At 46.8% G+C, this 17699-nt stretch carries 13 protein-coding genes, 1 tRNA gene and 1 pseudogene; 8 read left to right on the top strand and 7 right to left on the bottom strand.

Going from position 1 to position 17699, the window contains the following annotated elements:
* Nucleotides 1-8 precede the first annotated feature (8 nt).
* Nucleotides 9-1703 (bottom strand): TrkA family potassium uptake protein, encoded by a 1695-nt coding sequence (locus tag FCL48_RS00200; protein WP_136870219.1) that lies wholly within the window; start codon nucleotides 1701-1703, stop codon nucleotides 9-11.
* A gap of 158 nt (nucleotides 1704-1861) precedes the next feature.
* Here FCL48_RS00200 and FCL48_RS00195 point away from each other — a divergent pair, with 158 nt between their 5' ends.
* From FCL48_RS00195 to FCL48_RS00180, 5 genes are all read left to right on the top strand, one after another.
* Complete coding sequence (locus FCL48_RS00195; RefSeq protein ID WP_136870218.1) at nucleotides 1862-2866, top strand: hypothetical protein; 1005 nt, start codon at nucleotides 1862-1864, stop codon at nucleotides 2864-2866.
* A gap of 174 nt (nucleotides 2867-3040) precedes the next feature.
* A complete protein-coding gene (locus FCL48_RS24875) occupies nucleotides 3041-3202 on the top strand; it encodes a hypothetical protein (protein ID WP_169309013.1) in 162 nt (53 codons plus the stop codon).
* 151 nt (nucleotides 3203-3353) lie between these two features.
* A complete protein-coding gene (locus tag FCL48_RS00190) occupies nucleotides 3354-4751 on the top strand; it encodes an efflux transporter outer membrane subunit (protein ID WP_136870217.1) in 1398 nt (465 codons plus the stop codon).
* Between the two features lie 39 nt (nucleotides 4752-4790).
* The gene (locus FCL48_RS00185) at nucleotides 4791-6053 is read left to right on the top strand and encodes an efflux RND transporter periplasmic adaptor subunit (RefSeq protein ID WP_136870216.1); all 1263 of its coding nucleotides are present in this window, start codon (nucleotides 4791-4793) and stop codon (nucleotides 6051-6053) included.
* Entirely contained in the window at nucleotides 6050-9145 is a 3096-nt protein-coding gene (locus FCL48_RS00180) for an efflux RND transporter permease subunit (RefSeq protein WP_240744692.1), read from the top strand. Before FCL48_RS00185 ends, FCL48_RS00180 begins: the two co-directional genes overlap by 4 nt.
* A gap of 5 nt (nucleotides 9146-9150) precedes the next feature.
* Here the strand turns inward: FCL48_RS00180 and FCL48_RS00175 are convergent, their stop codons facing one another.
* From FCL48_RS00175 to FCL48_RS00165, 3 genes are all read right to left on the bottom strand, one after another.
* Nucleotides 9151-10116 (bottom strand): MipA/OmpV family protein, encoded by a 966-nt coding sequence (locus tag FCL48_RS00175; RefSeq protein WP_169309012.1) that lies wholly within the window; start codon nucleotides 10114-10116, stop codon nucleotides 9151-9153.
* Nucleotides 10117-10209: 93 nt separating this feature from the next.
* Nucleotides 10210-11508, bottom strand: a complete 1299-nt coding sequence (locus FCL48_RS00170; protein WP_136870214.1) for a pyridoxal phosphate-dependent aminotransferase — start codon at nucleotides 11506-11508, stop codon at nucleotides 10210-10212.
* Nucleotides 11509-11591: 83 nt separating this feature from the next.
* Nucleotides 11592-12221 carry an NlpC/P60 family protein gene (locus FCL48_RS00165; protein ID WP_136870213.1) on the bottom strand — a complete coding sequence of 210 codons (630 nt, stop codon included), beginning with the start codon at nucleotides 12219-12221 and terminating at the stop codon, nucleotides 11592-11594.
* A 637-nt stretch (nucleotides 12222-12858) separates the two neighbouring features.
* On the opposite strand from FCL48_RS00165, the gene FCL48_RS00160 reads away from it, so the two are divergent.
* From FCL48_RS00160 to FCL48_RS00150, 3 genes are all read left to right on the top strand, one after another.
* Nucleotides 12859-14475, top strand: coding sequence for a SulP family inorganic anion transporter (locus tag FCL48_RS00160; protein WP_136870212.1), 1617 nt, complete (start codon nucleotides 12859-12861; stop codon nucleotides 14473-14475).
* A 35-nt stretch (nucleotides 14476-14510) separates the two neighbouring features.
* A complete protein-coding gene (locus FCL48_RS00155) occupies nucleotides 14511-15308 on the top strand; it encodes a sulfite exporter TauE/SafE family protein (protein WP_136870211.1) in 798 nt (265 codons plus the stop codon).
* A gap of 147 nt (nucleotides 15309-15455) precedes the next feature.
* Nucleotides 15456-16625 (top strand): FAD-binding protein, encoded by a 1170-nt coding sequence (locus FCL48_RS00150; protein WP_136870210.1) that lies wholly within the window; start codon nucleotides 15456-15458, stop codon nucleotides 16623-16625.
* A 296-nt stretch (nucleotides 16626-16921) separates the two neighbouring features.
* Here the strand turns inward: FCL48_RS00150 and FCL48_RS00145 are convergent.
* From FCL48_RS00145 to FCL48_RS00135, 3 genes and pseudogenes are all read right to left on the bottom strand, one after another.
* Nucleotides 16922-17006 (bottom strand) — tRNA-Leu (locus tag FCL48_RS00145).
* Between the two features lie 14 nt (nucleotides 17007-17020).
* Nucleotides 17021-17368, bottom strand: a complete 348-nt coding sequence (secG, locus tag FCL48_RS00140) for a preprotein translocase subunit SecG (protein WP_305790998.1) — start codon at nucleotides 17366-17368, stop codon at nucleotides 17021-17023.
* A pseudogene (locus FCL48_RS00135) lies at nucleotides 17365-17604 on the bottom strand (triose-phosphate isomerase); the annotation flags it as partial. The gene secG and the pseudogene FCL48_RS00135, both read right to left, overlap by 4 nt.
* Nucleotides 17605-17699 lie beyond the last annotated feature (95 nt).

Here is a 17699-nt window from a genome sequence, read left to right as displayed (position 1 = left end):
CACCGGGGTTAGTACAATTCTAAAAATTTCTGCTCAGACTCGGTGGCCCCAATAAGAATAATTTCGTCCTCTTTTCTTAACGGTATAGTCGGATCCGGGCCAACCACAAGGCCTTCTTGAGATTTTAAAGCAACAACCGAACAGCCGGTGGCCTCACGGATATTACTTTTGACCAGATTCTTACCCACAAGCACCTTGGGCATAGTACTGCTAAAGATGTTGAGCCCCTCTGTAAACATGGAAATCTCGTCTGTCTTTAAAAGATTAATTATACTGTTCGCCCCCAGGGAAGCAAAAGACATGACCAGATCTGCACCACCCATATGCAACTTGGAAACGCTACGCTGATTAGTCGCCCTGCTGATTATCTGGACATCCGGCCTTAACTGCCGACAGTAAAAGGCCAGGTAGATGTTCATGGCATCATTATGGGTCGTAATAATAACGGTTCTCGCCTCCATGACACCGGCTTTTTCCAGAATGTTTATATCTGCGGCATCACCTTGAATAAAGTTAATCTCTTTACCCGTGGTGAGATTTGCCCTTTTCTCAACAATACCATAACTGATACCATTATCGGCCAGCACCTCAGCTGCCGCCAGACCGACCCTGCCTCCACCAAGAATGAGAACAGGTGCGTCAGAGGTAAGAGATGAATCGGACAACGCATACTGTTGCTCAAAGCGGTCGAGCTGATTTTCCGTACCAGCAAGCAGCAACAGGGTTCTTGCGGAAATCACCGTTGCCGCTGTCGGCACCTCAAAGCGGCCTTTTTCCCAGAGACCTACAACAGTTGCCCCTGTTTTTGCCCGCATGTTAAGATCCAAAAGACTTTTTCCTGAGAGGGTCGTTTGTGTTGCGGAAATCTCGGCAATATTGAGCTTTTCAAAACGGCTGACAATATTGACCGGTCGACCAAGCCCCACAGTTCGGTTTCCCAGTTCCCGACCAAGCATTTTTGCAAACTGAAATACATGCGTATTTCCAGGGAATTCAAGAATGTCGATAGAATGTTCATTATTGGCACTCGTTACGATGGGAACCCTGCCGGTAATCTCTCTTACGGTAAACGCCACTGATGTATTCACAAGGTCATCGTTTGTCGCCACCACAAGTGCCGCGTTTCTTACCCGCAGCCGTTCATATGTCTCAGGATCATCAGGCTCACCTACCACAACCTTATAGCCAGCATCATATAACTCGGCGGCACGCTGCAATTCATCCACAACGAGAACATAGTCAAAATTTCTTCTTTTGAGTTTGGCTACGAGCTTTTCAGTTATCGGGTCAAGATTTGTGATAATCACGTGCCCGGCCGTTTCCTTGGGAAGTTCTCGGGGGGTGCGAATTTTAGATTGCGCCTCAAGCCACGGTGCATAAAAAAACTGGATAAATGTAAATGGCAACATGATAAGAAGAAGCACAATACCAGATGCCAGGACCGCAAGAGTAAAAATCAAACCCAAATCTGTATGAAAGGTAATATCACCAAACCCAAGGGTGGACATAACGGTAAGTGTCCAGTAGAGGCCAGTTATCCAACTGAAATCACGGCCTTCATACAGCATCAGCACATGAAACAGTACCGAATACAGCGAGATAATCAGGAGAATAAAACCAAGGAACTTTACCAGTAAAACGAGATTCTTACGGGTTGTCTTGTTTTGAAAAAAAAACAACAGCTGAGAGGGGAGAAACTTCATATTATATAAAAAGTGAAAATAAAATGACTAACATGTATTGAAAGTTCGATAGTTTGGTGAGCCCCATCATACATGTGGATCAACTATTATCAACAAATCTTTGAATATTGTCAATAGACAGGAAAGTATGCCAAATTCTCCATCCATAAAGGCCCGACATGTACCTTGCTACATTAAAACGCAATGAAAGATCCTCCTACCAGATTCGTCGGTCTCTTGAGAACAGCGAGGGGAACCACATTTCCGAGGTACTCTTTGACCTGGGATACACCCCTTCCGATTTTTTCACTATTTTCGATGATCATATCGTCATTTTCGATGAAGACCTGCTGAAGACACTTGCAGGTACCACAAACAAAAATCCTGAGCCAATACTTGAAGAACTGCTTTTTGATTTTTTTCCATCCATGGTGCAACAGCAACTACTTACCTTCAAAGGCAGAACAGCCAGCTACAAAGGAAGGCTGACTCCGGAAGAACTCCAGGCTATAAACGGACAAATTCATATCTTTGACCGGAGGAGACTGTATTACCTCCGCTATGGAGCCGTCGATCAGAGCCGGCTGACAAAACTGCACGAAAAATGCTGCAGGCCTCTGCTTGGCCAGAGCCGTGATGAACGAGAGTTCTATTTTATGGCAGAAGAAAAAGCCCTGGAGCCGGGTTGTTATTTTCAATACATCTTTGCAATCTTCAACCTGAAAAACGACTTTCTCCAATCGTTTGCGCCCTGGCTGCCCGAAGCTCTTGCCAGAAAAGAGGTCGCAAACAGCTTCACCAGCGCAATCTGCCGTCTGCAAAAAGACGCCTCCTTCTGGAAAGGTGAAGAGACAGGAGCTTTTCTCCACCCCCATCTTTTTCGCTATATCTGCATGTTTTTTGATTATATCCCACACAGCCCTTCTTTTCAGAGAGATTTTGCCAGAACCTTTATGGGCCAGCACCGAAACTTCCGCTGGCCAGAACCAAAAAATCAGGTGAGCCCGGAGGCAATTACAAAACTTTTTGGAATCTCTCATGCCGCACTCAAACGCATGTCAAAACCTGAACTCAGCCGTCTCTACCGTAAAAAGGCGTTGGAACTGCACCCCGATCAAGGCGGGGATGCTGAACAGTTTATTGTACTTACCCAAATCTATACAACTGTTTTGCAACAGAAATAGCGTTTCAGTGCATCAATAACAAGAAAAGACCTCTGACACAAAGTCTCTGATGAACAAAATAGAGAGAGGTAAAAACATTAAAGCTTGATTCTGCCACTATAAATTCGTATTTTCTTTTCCGACGAACAGGAAATAACAGATACCACGATTATGTCCCTCAGGAGGCACAAGGCTATGACAACAGCTGATGATTTCAGACCAGATGACCAGGAACACAGTGATGAGGACAAGATAGAACAAGCTTTCAGTCAGATGGAAATGCTCTACAGGTCCCGCTGTATTCATCCTCCACAAGGCTCAAATGTTACTGTTCGGGAGATTGAGAAGGAGGAGTGATATATCTTGAACCTCCATGCAAAAAAAGTATAACAGAGGTATTTCTTAAATTGAGGTGTCATGTTGATTACAAAGAGTACAATAACGACAGTACATGCAGGACTGTACACGCTTACTGGACCGTTTTTTTTAGGAGACAAGGGGTTCAGAAATGCTTTGCCGCAATCGCCACGCACACAGTAGAATGATCCCGAAATATTTCCTTTACGCCGTTGTTTATTGTCTGCTGTTCCTCTCAGGGTGTGTATCAATACCTGAACGTTCCATAAATCCCTTGGCCCTCCCCGCCTCTTTTGCAGACAGCGGAGAGCTTCCCCTTGAAGGCAGGTGGTGGCTGGTCTTTGATGACCCGGATCTCAATCAGGTCATCGACCACGCTCTCAGCCACAATTTCTCCTTACTTGCAGCCAGGGAACGGATTACTCAGGCACAGGCCGTTGCCATACAGGCCGGAGCCGCACTCATTCCTTCACTAGACGCTGAGGGTTCAGGATCTTTCACGAGAAGCTACCAGACAGGCAAGACAACCAATTATTTTTCCCTGGACCTTGCCGCCTCCTATGAAGTCGATCTCTGGGGTCGACTGCAAAACACCAAAGATGCCGCACTACTTGAGCTGGAAGCGACCACCTCTGATTTTCACACAGCCCAGATCTCGCTTGCGGCTGAAGTTGCCCTGGTCTGGCTGCAGATAACCGAAGCCCACCAGCAGATCAAGTTGCTCACAGAACAGAAAGAAACCAACGAAAAGGTTCTCGACGTCATCACCACACAGTTTCGCTCTGGGAAAACCGACATTTCCGATGTCCTTCAACAGCGCCAGCTGATTGAAAGCAACAATGGCTCTCTTGCTACACTCAGAGCCAGCAAACGAGTCCTCGATCATCAACTTTCAATACTTCTCGGCAACCCTCCGCAGGCGACAACTTCTGCCTATACAGACACCCAACAGGCCTTGCCGGACTTACCACCACTGCCGGAAGCGGGCCTGCCGCTTGATCTGCTGCAACGAAGACCAGACGTGCAAAGCAGCTTTTTAACCCTCCAGGCAACCGATCAAAAGGCCGCGGCGGCGGTCGCCAACCGCTTTCCCCGCCTCAGTCTCTCCGCAGAGCTTACGACCTATGGCAGTTCAGCAAAAGATCTCTTTTCTGACTGGTTCAGTACCTTGGCTGCCAATCTCTTTGCCCCGATTATTGATGGAGGCTATCGAAAGGCTGAGGTGACAAGAACCGAGTCGGTTGCACGCCAACAGCTCAACACCTACAGCCAGGTCATTCTTGAGGCAATGACTGAGGTAGAAGATGCTCTTGTCCGTGAAAAGGAACAACTCCTGTCCCTTGAAAGCGAGAAGATACAGCTGCAGCTGGCAGCCGAAACAGTAGAACATGTCGGCCACAGATACAGGCAGGGAGTGGAAGATTACCAGAGAGTACTGCTTGCTCTGATCTCTCAACAAAATCTCCAGCGATCAATTGTCAGTACAAGGCTCTCACTTCTCGGTAACCGCATAGCACTATACCGAGCCCTCAGCGGCCCACTTGAATAACATTCCTTATTCTTTACTCCCAACAAAGGCGAAATTTTCATGAGCTCGAATCCTGCACCAACTGGCGACACCCCAGTAAAAGCCAGCACTGGACGAACCCTATTACAGATTCTACTCGCAATCATAGTCATCGTCGGGGCGGCAGCCCTTGCCTCGTACTATATAAAAACACCTCCAAAGGCCAAGCCACGCGAGCGTATGCCCATTGCCCCGCTGGTCACAGCACGCTCTATCAGCCCCCAGGACATCATCTATGAATTTGATGCCATGGGGACGGTTGGAAGCGCCAGAGAAGTGCAACTTTCCCCCCAGGTCAGTGGTGAAGTCATCAGGATGAGCCCTGACATGGTACCAGGTGGATACTTTAAAAAGGGTGATCATCTCGTCTCCATAGACCCCACCGATTACGAGATCACCATTCTGCAACTGAAAAGTGACCTGGAAAAGGCCTACAGCGACCTTGTTCTTGAAATGGGCAACCAACGTATTGCCGTGAAAGAGTTTGAGATACTCGGACAAAAGGTAAGTGATACAGAAAAAAAGCTTATGTTGAGAGAACCTCAACTTGGCATAGCAAAAGCCAATGTTGAAAACGCTAAAGCTAAACTGAAAAAGGCTGAAATTGATCTGGCAAGAACGGAAGTTACCGCTCCATTTAACGGGGTTATTCTTTCAAGATCTGTGAATATCGGTTCCAGAGTAAGTTCTGGCTCCCCACTGGCTCAAATCGCAGGAACTGACCAGTTCTGGATAAAAGTGAGTGTACCTGTAAGCCAGCTGCAATGGCTTAATATCCCCGGGACGACTTCTGATACCGGTTCCAGCGCACTTATTTTTTTAGAGAATAAAAATAAAAGCACGGCTCAACGGGCTGGAAGAGTCATACGCCTTGCAGCGGACCTTGAAACGGAAGGCAGGATGGCAGTACTCTATGTTGCCGTGAACGACCCCCTCGCACTGACGCCTGAAAACAGCCAACAACCTAAACTGTTGCTCGGATCTTTTGTACAGGTCATCTTTCAGGGCAGAAAACTAAATGATGTCTACGTCATAGACCGCAATCATCTCCACGAAAACGATACCCTCTGGCTCTTTTCTACAGAGAACACTCTGGAAATAAGACCGGTTGATGTTCTGGCACGAACAAGAGACAAAGTCTACATCAGCTCAAACCTTGAACCGGGTTCGCTCCTGATAACCTCGCAACTCTCCAACGCCGCCAACGGCATGCCACTACAGCTTCCTGGGAACAACACAACCCCGAAGAACCCACCTAAATCAGCAATGGAGAAAACCCAGTGAGCACAACAGAGTCCCCGCATAATAATGGACCAATCACCTGGATGATCCATAACAGGGTAACACCAAACCTGCTCATGCTCATTCTTATGATCGGCGGAATTTTTATGAGCTCCAAAATTACCCGGGAAGTTTTTCCCGCCTTTGAACTCGACAACATCACCATATCTGTGAGCTACCCGGGGGCGAGTCCCGAAGAGGTTGAACAGGGGATTATCCTCGCTGTAGAGGAAGCCATACAGGGAATTGAGGGGGTCAAGGAGATTACCGCCACGGCAAATGAAGGATCGGCCAGTATTGTCGCCGAACTGAGCGACGAGGCAGATCCGCAGAAACTGATGCAGGACATCCAGCAGGAAGTTGATCGTATCACAACCTTCCCTGAAGATGCTGAAGACCCGACCATCTCCATTGCCGCAATAAAACGCCAGGTATTACAGCTCAACATCTATGGAGATGTCCCCGAAAAAACCTTGCGAAAAGCAGCCGAAGACGTCCGCGACCAGCTGCTGCAGGAAGATGGTATTACCCAGATAGATTTGCGTGGGGTCAGGGATTATGAGATCGAAATCTCAATCCCCACAGATACCCTGCGAAAATACAATCTCTCGATTGCTTCTGTTGCCGCTAGTATCGCCAAAAGTTCAGTTGAGATACCGGGAGGTAAACTCGAAACAAGTGGAGGAGAAATCCTCCTGCGGGTAAAAAACAAAAGTGAATGGGCAAAAGAGTTTGCCCGAATTCCCATCATCAGCAGCAAAGACGGGACAATGCTCTTTCTTGAAGATATCGCAACTGTGCGGGACGGCTTCGAAGATTCCAGCAGGTTTGGCACCTTCAACAACCAGCCATCAATCCAGCTCTACGTTTACCGGGTTGGTCAGGAGACGCCAATTGGGGTTTCCGATGTAACCCACAAGGCAATGGAAGAGATTCAAAATACTATTCCACCTGATATCCACTGGGCAATTAGCAGTGACCGCTCAGATGTCTATAAACAGCGGCTGCAGCTCCTCTTAAAAAACGCCTATGCTGGTCTGTTTCTCGTTCTCCTGTTGCTTGGCCTGTTTCTTGAGATGAGGCTGGCATTCTGGGTCACCATGGGCATTCCCATATCCTTCCTTGGAGCCCTTCTTTTCCTGCCTTTTTTTGATGTTTCCATCAATATGATATCGATGTTTGCCTTTATCATAGCCCTTGGAATTGTGGTGGATGATGCCATCATCGCAGGTGAAAATATATACGAATACCGCCAGAGAGGAATGAACTACCTGGATGCCGCTATTGAAGGGGCCAAAGATGTTGCCATACCTATAACCTTCAGTATTCTCACCAATATCATTGCTTTTCTACCCATGGCATTTGTACCTGGCGTCATGGGTAAGGTCTGGCGAGTCATTCCCGTTGTCGTTATTGTGGTATTTCTTATTTCATGGGTTGAATCTCTTTATATACTCCCCTCCCACCTCGCCCACAGTAAAGAAAATGGTAAAGGCAGTATCGCTGGTTCTATCCATCGATTTCAACAGAAATTTGCCAATCTGCTGCTTCGTTTTATTTACAATGTTTATGGTCCAGTTCTGGATCGTATTCTCAGCGTCAGATACCTGGCTGTTGTTGTCCTCATGGCTGTTCTTGTGGTCACCATAGCCTACGTTAAAAGCGGCAGGATACGAATGATCCTCTCCCCCCGGGTGGAGTCTGACCGCGCTGTTGTAACCGCAACCCTGCCCTATGGCAGTCCTTTAAGCGAAATGGTGCGGGTTAGAGAACGACTCATTGCAGGGATAGACGAAGTTGCGAAAAATAATGGTGGAACAGACCTGCTTGATGGAACCTTCGCTCTGATAGACGACAACGAGGTAGAGGTAAATGCCTATCTCACCTCCCCGGATATCCGACCGTTGAGCACAGGCGACGTAACCCAGGCCTGGCGCAAGGCCACCGGCTCTATCATCGGTCTCAGCTCAATTCGCTATGAATCCGACCGGGGAGGACCAGGTGGAGGTGCAGCAATCGCCATTGAACTCCGCCACAGAGACAGTCATATACTTGATGAGGCAAGTATTATCTTGGCCGAAAAGCTTGAAGAATTCTCCTCCAGCAAAGATGTGGACAGTGGTTACTCGGCTGGGAAAATTCAGTTCAATTACCAGGTCAACCCCTGGGGGGAGAGTCTCGGCCTGACCTCCAGCGAAATCGGCAGGCAGATACGCAACAGTTTCCAGGGAGCAATCGCGTTACGGCAACAACGAGGCAACAACGAGGTCACTGTAAGAATCCGTCTGCCCAAAGAAGAACGCTCCAACCAGTATTCTCTGGAAAATCTTCTGATTCTCACTCCGGCATCAACCTACGTTCCCCTGGCAGAGGTGGCAACGCTTGAAAAAAGCCGGGCCTACACCACAATCGCACGAAACAACGCCAGGCGGACTATCACGGTCTCAGCAAACGTCGACCCCATTGGCGACTCTCCAATCATCATTGCGACTCTGGATGAAACAATACTTCCGGAACTGGCCCAAAAATTCCCCGGCCTTTCTTATGGCTACAGTGGCAGAGAGGCAGATCGAAAAGAGAGTGTTGGCAAGCTTCTTTTTGGGTTTCTCTTTGCTCTTGGCGGTATCTATTTTCTTCTCGCCATCCCCTTTCGCAGCTATATTCAACCCATAGTGGTGATGATCGCCATTCCCTTTGGCATCATTGGAGCCGTCTTTGGCCATATGATCATGAACTACAACCTAAGCCTGATGAGTATGATGGGCGTCGTTGCGCTTTCAGGAGTGGTGGTTAACGACTCTCTCGTCCTTGTTGACTACGCAAATAAACAAAAAAGAAAGGGAACCCACTCTTTTGAGGCAATCAAGACCGCAGGACTCCGGCGCTTTCGTCCCGTCATGTTGACAACTCTGACAACCTTTGGCGGCCTGGCACCGATGATCTTTGAAACCTCACGACAGGCTCGCTTTATGATTCCAATGGCCATATCACTGGGGTTTGGAATCCTCTTTGCAACGATTGTCACTCTGGCGCTTGTTCCCTGCCTGTACCTCATTATTGATGACTGCAAAAAAAGCGTTGCCCGGCTTTTCTAAGGAATTTACCTTTCCAGTTCATCGGACTCTCCGAACTTCCAGACCAGCAGGGTTCCGATAACATAGTTATTCTCAGTCTCCACCAGGGGGCTGTCTGTAAAGACAGCCCCAGTGGAATTCATCCAGCGCCCATACAAACTCAACCAAATCTCAGGCGTCAGTTCTTTAACAACTGATCCCGATAACTGCCAGCCGCCATAACCCGATTCTGCACTGTAGCGCTCCCTCGTCCCTGTCACAAACTGAGGCGCCACCTCATAGAAATAACCGTGCAGACCACTATCAGCAAACTGGGGACCGGTGCTCAAATGAAATCTAATGTTCTGCTCATGAAAAAGTGAAGCATTCCCAAAGACAAGAGAGACGTCCGAGAGAAGTCCCTGGTAAGAGACCTCCAGCCCACTGTCAAAACCAAAAGAGAAGGCGGCCCTGATATTCCACTGAATAAAAAAAGAGTCGCGCTCCCCGTATTCATAGAAATAGTATCGAAGTGCAGGACCGACTTCGACCAAACCATCAAGTTCACCCATACCTGCCCTCGCCTCGTTATCAGTGGAGACCGGTGGATTGCCGGAAAAAGACAGATCAGTCTCAACGTGCCTGTTCCGCCAGAAAATCCCCCTCACACCGTCTCTGCTGGCTTTGAGCCGCTCACCTCTGTAGACAAAATAGGGTAAAGGAAAAGCATAAGTCGTGTATTCATCAGAACCTCTATAGTCAGGCAGTTGAGCAGTCAGGCCGACAATACCATACTCGTACAGAGGAAGCTTTTCCTGTCGTCGCATCTCCTCACCTGCTAAAGAGGCGGAAACAGACCAGACAACACTGAGAAAACTCACCAGAAAATGGGAAGAAAAGCGCATCGTGAGCCTACAAAAGGCAGACAGAAAATGGTGAACAAGCTTGGCAATAAGAGCCTGGCGACAGTGTATCCCAGGCCCTCCTCCATTGCCAGCGCCATGATGAGACATGAGTCTACGCCATATCATGGAATAAACAGTGGAGGCAAGGAACCCAGGGTGCGCTGTGGGGAAGTAAGGTGAAAACCTGAAATTCAATGAGACCTAACGAAGCCAGTCGCACAAAAGGTCCGTTGCTTTGACAATCTTAGGACAATAGCTTGCAAGAAATTCTTCGTCTGGTAACTGGTCTTCCGCCATTGCTCCGAGAGCGTCAAGGGCTGCAGCTCCATCAAAGTCAACATATGCCAATCTGGCCAGATACTTGTCCGATGAAAGGCCAAAGGCAGAGCCTGGCAGCATCGCCACCCCGGTATCTTTAAGGATGGTCGTACAGAGCGTTTCACTGTCAAAGATCTCTTTTTTCATGAGACGGTCTGTAAAAGGCGAGAAATCGGGAAAGAGATAGAACCCCCCATCAGCGCGGACAACATCGGCACCGGCCCCGGTAAGGCCTGAATAAACCCGGTCAGCGAGAGCCGCCAGAATTTTCCGACTCCCCTGCAGATAACTCTTCAACCAGGGTCCACCCTCAAAAGCTGTTATTGCCGCATATTGAATGGGGGCACTCGTCGAGGTAAAGGTCTCACTTGCAACAGAGGACATAGCATCCAAAAGCCAGGTCAACTGTTCAGGAAAAACATTGATACCAAGGCGCCATCCGCCCGCACCACACCACTTACTGAGACCACTGCTGATAATTGTCCCCTCAGGATAATATTGAGCAATAGACCTGTGGGAAAAAGCAAAATTAACCTCGCCATAAATCTCATCGGAAAGCACGATAACATGGTATTTTCGTGCAACATCTGCGAGATCTTTGAGCATGGACTCGGTATAGCTTTTACCGGTGGGATTGTTTGGATAGTTGAGAATGAGTATTCTTGGTTTCGTAGGATCCTGCCTACATAGCCGTTCAAGATCTTCGGGGGTGATTAACCAGTGATTGTTTTGATTCGTCTTCAACCAGCGAACCGGCCTGCCGACAATATTAGCCTGGGGCGCATAAGAAACCCAGCTCGGTAAGGGGATGATAAGATCGCCATAATAGACAAGCTGTAAAAGAAACATGAGTTCTTTTGACCCGGGCCCCACCAGCATGTTTTTCCAGTCGAACTGAAGTCCATACTCCCGCTGGTAATAACCTGAGATTGTTTGCCGTAATTCTTCGAGTCCGCGAACCGCAAGATAGTCCTTTTCCCCGGCACTGGCCCTGAGACTCTCCACAACTTCAGCCGGTACAGGAAAAGGTGACTGCCCCAAGCCAAATTTATAAATTGTCTTGCCTTCTTTTACTAAACGGCGGCTGGTTTCATTGATCTCTAGAGTCGGAGAAAGGGAGAGGCCTCTAACATTAATGTTCAGATGAACTTCATGTTTATACGTTTCCGTTGTATCACTCATCTCTGATCTCCGTCAATCAGTGGGTACATTATTCTGCCCCAGAAAAGGCTTGAAGCTCTACTAAAAAAGAACGTACAGGAAATTTAAGAATTTATGGTTTGAAGTCTTTTGGCCTGCCAGAATTTTTTCTGCCAGTAGACGTTATCAAGGTCTGAAACCGTTACGCCACTTGAACGGGAGGCATGCAGAAACTGATTTTCCCCGACGTAGATACCAACGTGCCGAGAAAAACGACCGGTTTTGAAAAAGACCAGATCTCCTGGCTGAAGAGCTTTTTTCTTCACACTCTTTCCTTTTTTAGACTGGCCGATAACCGTCCTGGGAAGGCTTACCCCGAAAAGTTCTTCATAGGCCCGCAGGGTTAAACCGGAGCAATCTATTCCCTTGCTGGAAAGGCCACCAAGTCTGTAACGAACCCCCTGCCAGCTATCAAAAAAATCCTTTAACTGATCATCGATCTTGGTGTTTAAAGAAGCCATACAGGAGGCTTTTTCTTCACTTTGCTTCTCAGTGGACACAATCTGCGACATCGAAGGCTCAACGGAAAGCAGAGTTCGCCTTGCCTTATGTGCTGGCTCACATGGAATATAACTCACATCGACCTTCTGCATGCAGCCGGACAGACAGAGAAGAAAAAACAAAAGAAAAACCACATGATTTTTTTGACAGAAAAGACCGCATTTTTCTACAACATCAGCAAGACGCACATTCATTGGGTTACAATTAGTTAAAGTTTCATTTCATTGCTCAGTCAGAGCGTATTTTCCGGTCAGGCCAGGAGATTACAACAAAACTGGCCGTTGAGTTCATAACATGGTTGGATGATTTTGTCACACAACTACGTATCTACCGGAGACCATTTCCCAAAAAACGAAAACAGGTAAGTCACTTAAAAACTACAGTAAAATGAAGCGTTGAAGAATCATTACAGACCCTTCATTGAAAAGCAAAAGAGGCTATAAGCCATTAGATATCACGTGCAGCAAATCGGATCCGGATACAGGAGTGACCAGAGCCGAGAGTAAAACTATGTATTTGCAACCCGTTCTCTATAGATCTGATACGGCAAACATCGGATGACGTGTTGCCCAAAACGATAGTACCAGTCATTTACCAACAAATTCAACCGTAAAATATCTTTACCTTTTTTCGCATGAAATGCAAAAAAAAAATGATTTTAAGCTCCGCCTTGTATTAGACCATTTATTATTGAGCACCCTGGTGGTATAACAGCATACTCATTCGATATACTGGGGAACGCCTGAGAACCTTCATCCAGAATGGATGAGATTGTGGGCTCGCTTCAATTCTCTCAAAAAATGAGCTCATATAGGAGGAATTTACCACAACATGAAAAGTCAATACATCTTTGGGCAGTTGAAAGGAGATCTCTTCGGCGGCTTAACAGCCGGAGTTGTTGCTCTTCCCCTGGCACTCGCTTTTGGAGTGGCCAGTGGATTTGGTGCCGTTGCGGGCCTTTATGGTGCCATAGCTTTAGGACTTTTTGCAGCTCTTTTTGGTGGAACACCTACACAGATTTCTGGGCCTACGGGGCCCATGACTGTTGTGTTTGCCAGTGCAGTGATGGCATTTCCGGGCAATCCATCAGCAATTCTAGGTGTAGTCTTTTTTGCAGGATTGTTTCAGATAGGTTTCGGTCTGCTTAAGGTGGGAGGGTTTGTTCGCTATATTCCCTACCCTGTAATCTCGGGATTTATGAGCGGCATCGGGGTCATTATCATACTCATCCAGCTCCACCCCCTTCTTGGGGCTCCCTCTGTGAGTTCTCCGATAGAAGCGGTACTCAAACTCCCTCAGGCTCTGTCCATTGTAAATAATTACAGCCTTATCCTTGCTTTTTCGACGATGGCAATTGTCTTTTTCACCCCCTCCAGAATTTCAGCAATAATCCCTTCACCGCTTATTGCTCTTCTTGGTTGCACCACACTGTCCATTATCTTTAAATTTCCAGTTGATACCATAGGTCCCATTCCTGCAGCCCTGCCAAAGGTCGCTCTCCCATTTTTCTCACCTTCATTGCTGTCAGATATTCTGCCCATGGCCATGGCTCTTGCTATCCTCGGAATGATGGATTCTCTTCTTACCTCCGTTGTCGCAGATTCCATGACGAAAACCAGACACAATTCCAACCGGGAATTAATTGGTCAGGGCCTTGGAAATATTTTTGCTTCTATAATCGGAGGCTTGCCCGGTGCGGGTGCGACGATGCGAACCGTAGTCAATATCAAGGCCGGCGGAACAACGCGAGTTTCAGGCCTTAGCCATTCTCTCTTTCTACTCACTATCTTACTTGGCATGGGGCAATACGCAGCACACATTCCACTCCCCGTCCTTGCAGGAATTCTCATGAAAGTAGGAATAGACATCCTTGATTACCGTCTGCTCCGAATGGTTAAGCGGATACCTGGTCCCGATCTAGCTGTGATGCTCATCGTCTTTGTCACTACAGTATTTGTTGATCTCATGATCGCTGTGGGCGTTGGTGTGACCCTCTCCTCTTTAATGATCACGTACCGCATATCACGCCAGCTGGAAGTTGATATTAAGGGAGTGCGGCATCACGAATGGCAACGGGATCTGGAAAAAAGCCTGGAAGAAGAAACAGATTATCGTATACGCACCCTCTCTGTAATGGGTGCATTCTTTTTTGGAACGACTGCAAAAATGCAGGAGCAAGTAAGTAAATTAATTGGAACAAAAGTTGTTATAATAAACTGCCTTGATGTTTCTTTTATCGACTTATCCGGCTATTTTGCGCTAAGTGAAATGATCGACAGGCTTAAATACGAAAAGATAAAAACAATTGTCGTCGTCCGCGAAGGTGTCGGTATCAAAACCCAGATGCTAAATATGGGTTATGAAAACTTACTCGGTTCTGACGGTATTCAGGTTGATTACAATGTGGCCCTGCATCTGGCTTGGGATTATCTCGAAGACCAGAAATAATTATTTTAATTCGACAAAAAAACAAATACAGAACTATGTTAACAACACTTTTAATTTACGGGCTCGTAGGAGCAATTGTTGGTATCCTGGCAGGCTTATTTGGCATAGGCGGTGGCCTCGTCATTGTACCCATGCTGATTTATGCATTCTCTCTACAAAACATTCCCCATGAATTGACCATGCACCTGGCGCTGGGGACTTCTCTTGCGAGTATTATATTCACCTCGATCTCCAGTTTTCTCGCCCATCATAAAAGAGGGGCAGTGCATTGGGACATCGTAAAAAAAATCGTCATCGGGATTCTGACCGGCACCTTTCTTGGTTCCTGCATAGCGTCTTTAATGTCCACTAACTTTCTTAAAATATTCTTTGTCATCTTTCTCTATTTTGTCGCAACCCAGCTTCTGCTGAACAAAAAACCTAAACCTGGACGCGAAATACCCGGCAATCTCGGAATGTTTGCTACTGGAAACATCATTGGTGTATTCTCAAGTCTTGTTGGAATTGGTGGCGGTACTCTTTCCGTCCCCTTTATGCTCTGGTGCAATATAAACGCGCATCATGCCATCGGTACATCAGCTGCAATCGGCCTGCCGATAGCCTTGGCAGGTGCAATAGGTTATATTTTCAATGGCTGGAATGTTGCAAACCTTCCCGCATACTCCCTGGGATACGTGTATCTACCTGCACTTTTTGGCATTGCCGCCGTAAGCATTTTGACGGCTCCACTTGGAGTGAGACTTGCCCACAGTCTTCCTGTCGACAAACTCAAGAGGATTTTTTCGTTACTTCTTTATGTTGTTGCAACGAAAATGTTGGTCAGTGCCCTGTGATTGTAATGCTTCAGCTGGTTTCTTCAGTGGTAATTACATTTTCCGAAACCCATGTTGAATAAATCTATCCCTTTAAATACAAAACTATTTCTTATCCAAATCATAGGTGCGAAGAGATTGAAATCATTCCCTTAAGTCAATTACAGGATGCAGAGAATACCCTCAAAACAAATCCAATTGCTGAACAGCTTTGGGTTGCAGACAGCATGTGCTGACCTGCGGCTCATAAATGATCATGAGGAATTACATGATTATCTTGCAAGCCTTCCAGAAGATGCAAGAAATAACTGCATTGTTGCGGGTGAATTATCCAATACTGTTCTCGGGAAAAGCATCGATCAGCCGTTGATTCTCTTTAGGGATGGTGCATTCTTAGATATTAAAAGAACTGCCGATAGGATTACCGCTCATGTTGCAGGCAGCTACCCCTTTGACAGCTTTGTCAGCTCCTTGTGCCAGAATAATATCCCCGGTCTGGAACTGCTTTCAGGTATTCCGGGAACGGTGGGAGGAGCCATTTCACAAAACATAGCGGCTTACGGCCAACAAGTATCGTCTCACCTATTATCCATACGCGCCTTTGATCGTAAAAAGAACAGGCTGGTCATACTTCCCGCTTCATCGCTTCAGTTTTCGTACCGCACAAGCCTGCTCAAGCAAACTCCCCGCTTCTCTCCAGAATTAATAATACTTGAAGCAACCTTCACTTTTTCGAGCAATCAAGTTGTCTCTCCCGTTGGTTATAAAGATATTCTTGATTATCACCTTTCCGTCGGAAGATCCCAGGAGGATATCAAAGGAAGACGAGCAAGTGTTCTGTCTATTCGTAACAGAAAAGGCATGGTCGTTGGTTGTGAAAACTGGCTTCCCTGTGCCGGGAGTTTCTTTCTAAGTCCCATAGTAGGCAATGAAACAGCACTGAAAATAGCAAAGGGTATCCGTGGGGATAACTTTGCTGCAAGCCTCTCTTCCTGGTATAAGCCCGATGCTGGACACACGCGACTGCCAGCCGCCCTTGTAATGCGGGCAGCTGGCTTTCTCAATGGGGACCAGTGGGGACAGGTTGCCTTGAGCCCTCATCACATTTTAGCCATTTGCATACCGGGTTCGGCTTCTACAGGTTCTGAGATCCTCGCCGTGAGCAAAATCATTCAATCAGAAGTACTTGCCAGAACCGGAATATCCCTTGAAAACGAGGTACGATTCTTGGGAAATTTCGAGAATTTTGATCTCAGTGATTTTCTGAAAAAGATTACATTCGTTAAGGGAACAGACGAACCTGTCTGGGCTAAAAATCTTGGTATGCCCTCTCATTGATTGTAAACCCAGAGAGGTTTGATCTCACAGAATATAACCTTTAGCATCTGCGAACCGGAATGTTATATTACATTGTGGAGATCTTCGCCGTAAGCTTTCGAAAAACATCCTTGAAAAGGTAAATTCGAAGGCTCAGTTCGACTTTTTTCAAAATACACCCCTGAGTACACCCTTTTGACAATGGATTTCTCTATACGTTAATGGAATGTAATGGAGAAAAAAGACAAGAAAAAACCCGCAAACTGTTGCCAGTCGCGGGTTGAAAAGACTTTGATGGAAGCCTTTATACAAAAAGATGGTGCCGAAGGCCGGAGTCGAACCGGCACGGGTCTCCCCACACGCCCCTCAAGCGTGCGCGTCTACCAATTCCACCACTTCGGCACACATTTCTATTATTATTCTGCCGTTTTCTCTGTTTTTGGCTCTTCTGCTTTTGGATCCATAACCATATCTTCTTTGGCTATTGGAGCCGCAACTTCAACTGCTGGCTGACTCACTGTCACCCCACTCATCACAGAAGATTTACTTGTCTGAGTTGAAATATACGCTAACGTAACAGAAGTCAACATAAAAATTATCGCTGCAGCCGTTGTAATTTTATTCAACAGCGGCAGAGGTCCTTCCGTTCCAAACAGAGACTGGCTGGACCCACCAAACGTTGCACCGATATCGGCACCCTTACCATGCTGGAGCAATACGATGCCAACCAGGAAAAGGCAGACGATAACATGTACAATGGTCAATAAAGTATCCATACCGTAAACAAAAAAAAAAATTTAAAATTTATAATACGTCCAAAAGATGCTGCAATCAGGGACGCTCCACCAACCAATGCCCCGTCAATATCAGGTTGGACCATCAATTCGTCAACGTTGGTTGGTTTGACCGAGCCACCATACAATATTCGGATTTGCTCGGCAACCCTTTTTTTATATATTTTTTCAATAATTCCCCGAACGAAGGCCTGAGCTCGGCTTGGAACCGGAAACCCATCATTGATATAAACATCAGCCAGCTTACTCAGTTCCTTAAAAAACACTGTCGTTCTCGGTTTCCTCTTTATGAAACCTCAGC

It is taken from the genome of Desulforhopalus sp. IMCC35007, assembly GCF_005116575.1.
GTDB lineage: Bacteria > Desulfobacterota > Desulfobulbia > Desulfobulbales > Desulfocapsaceae > Desulforhopalus_A.
Note: the sequence above shows the minus strand (reverse complement) of the source record. Positions and strands in the feature narration are given on the sequence as shown.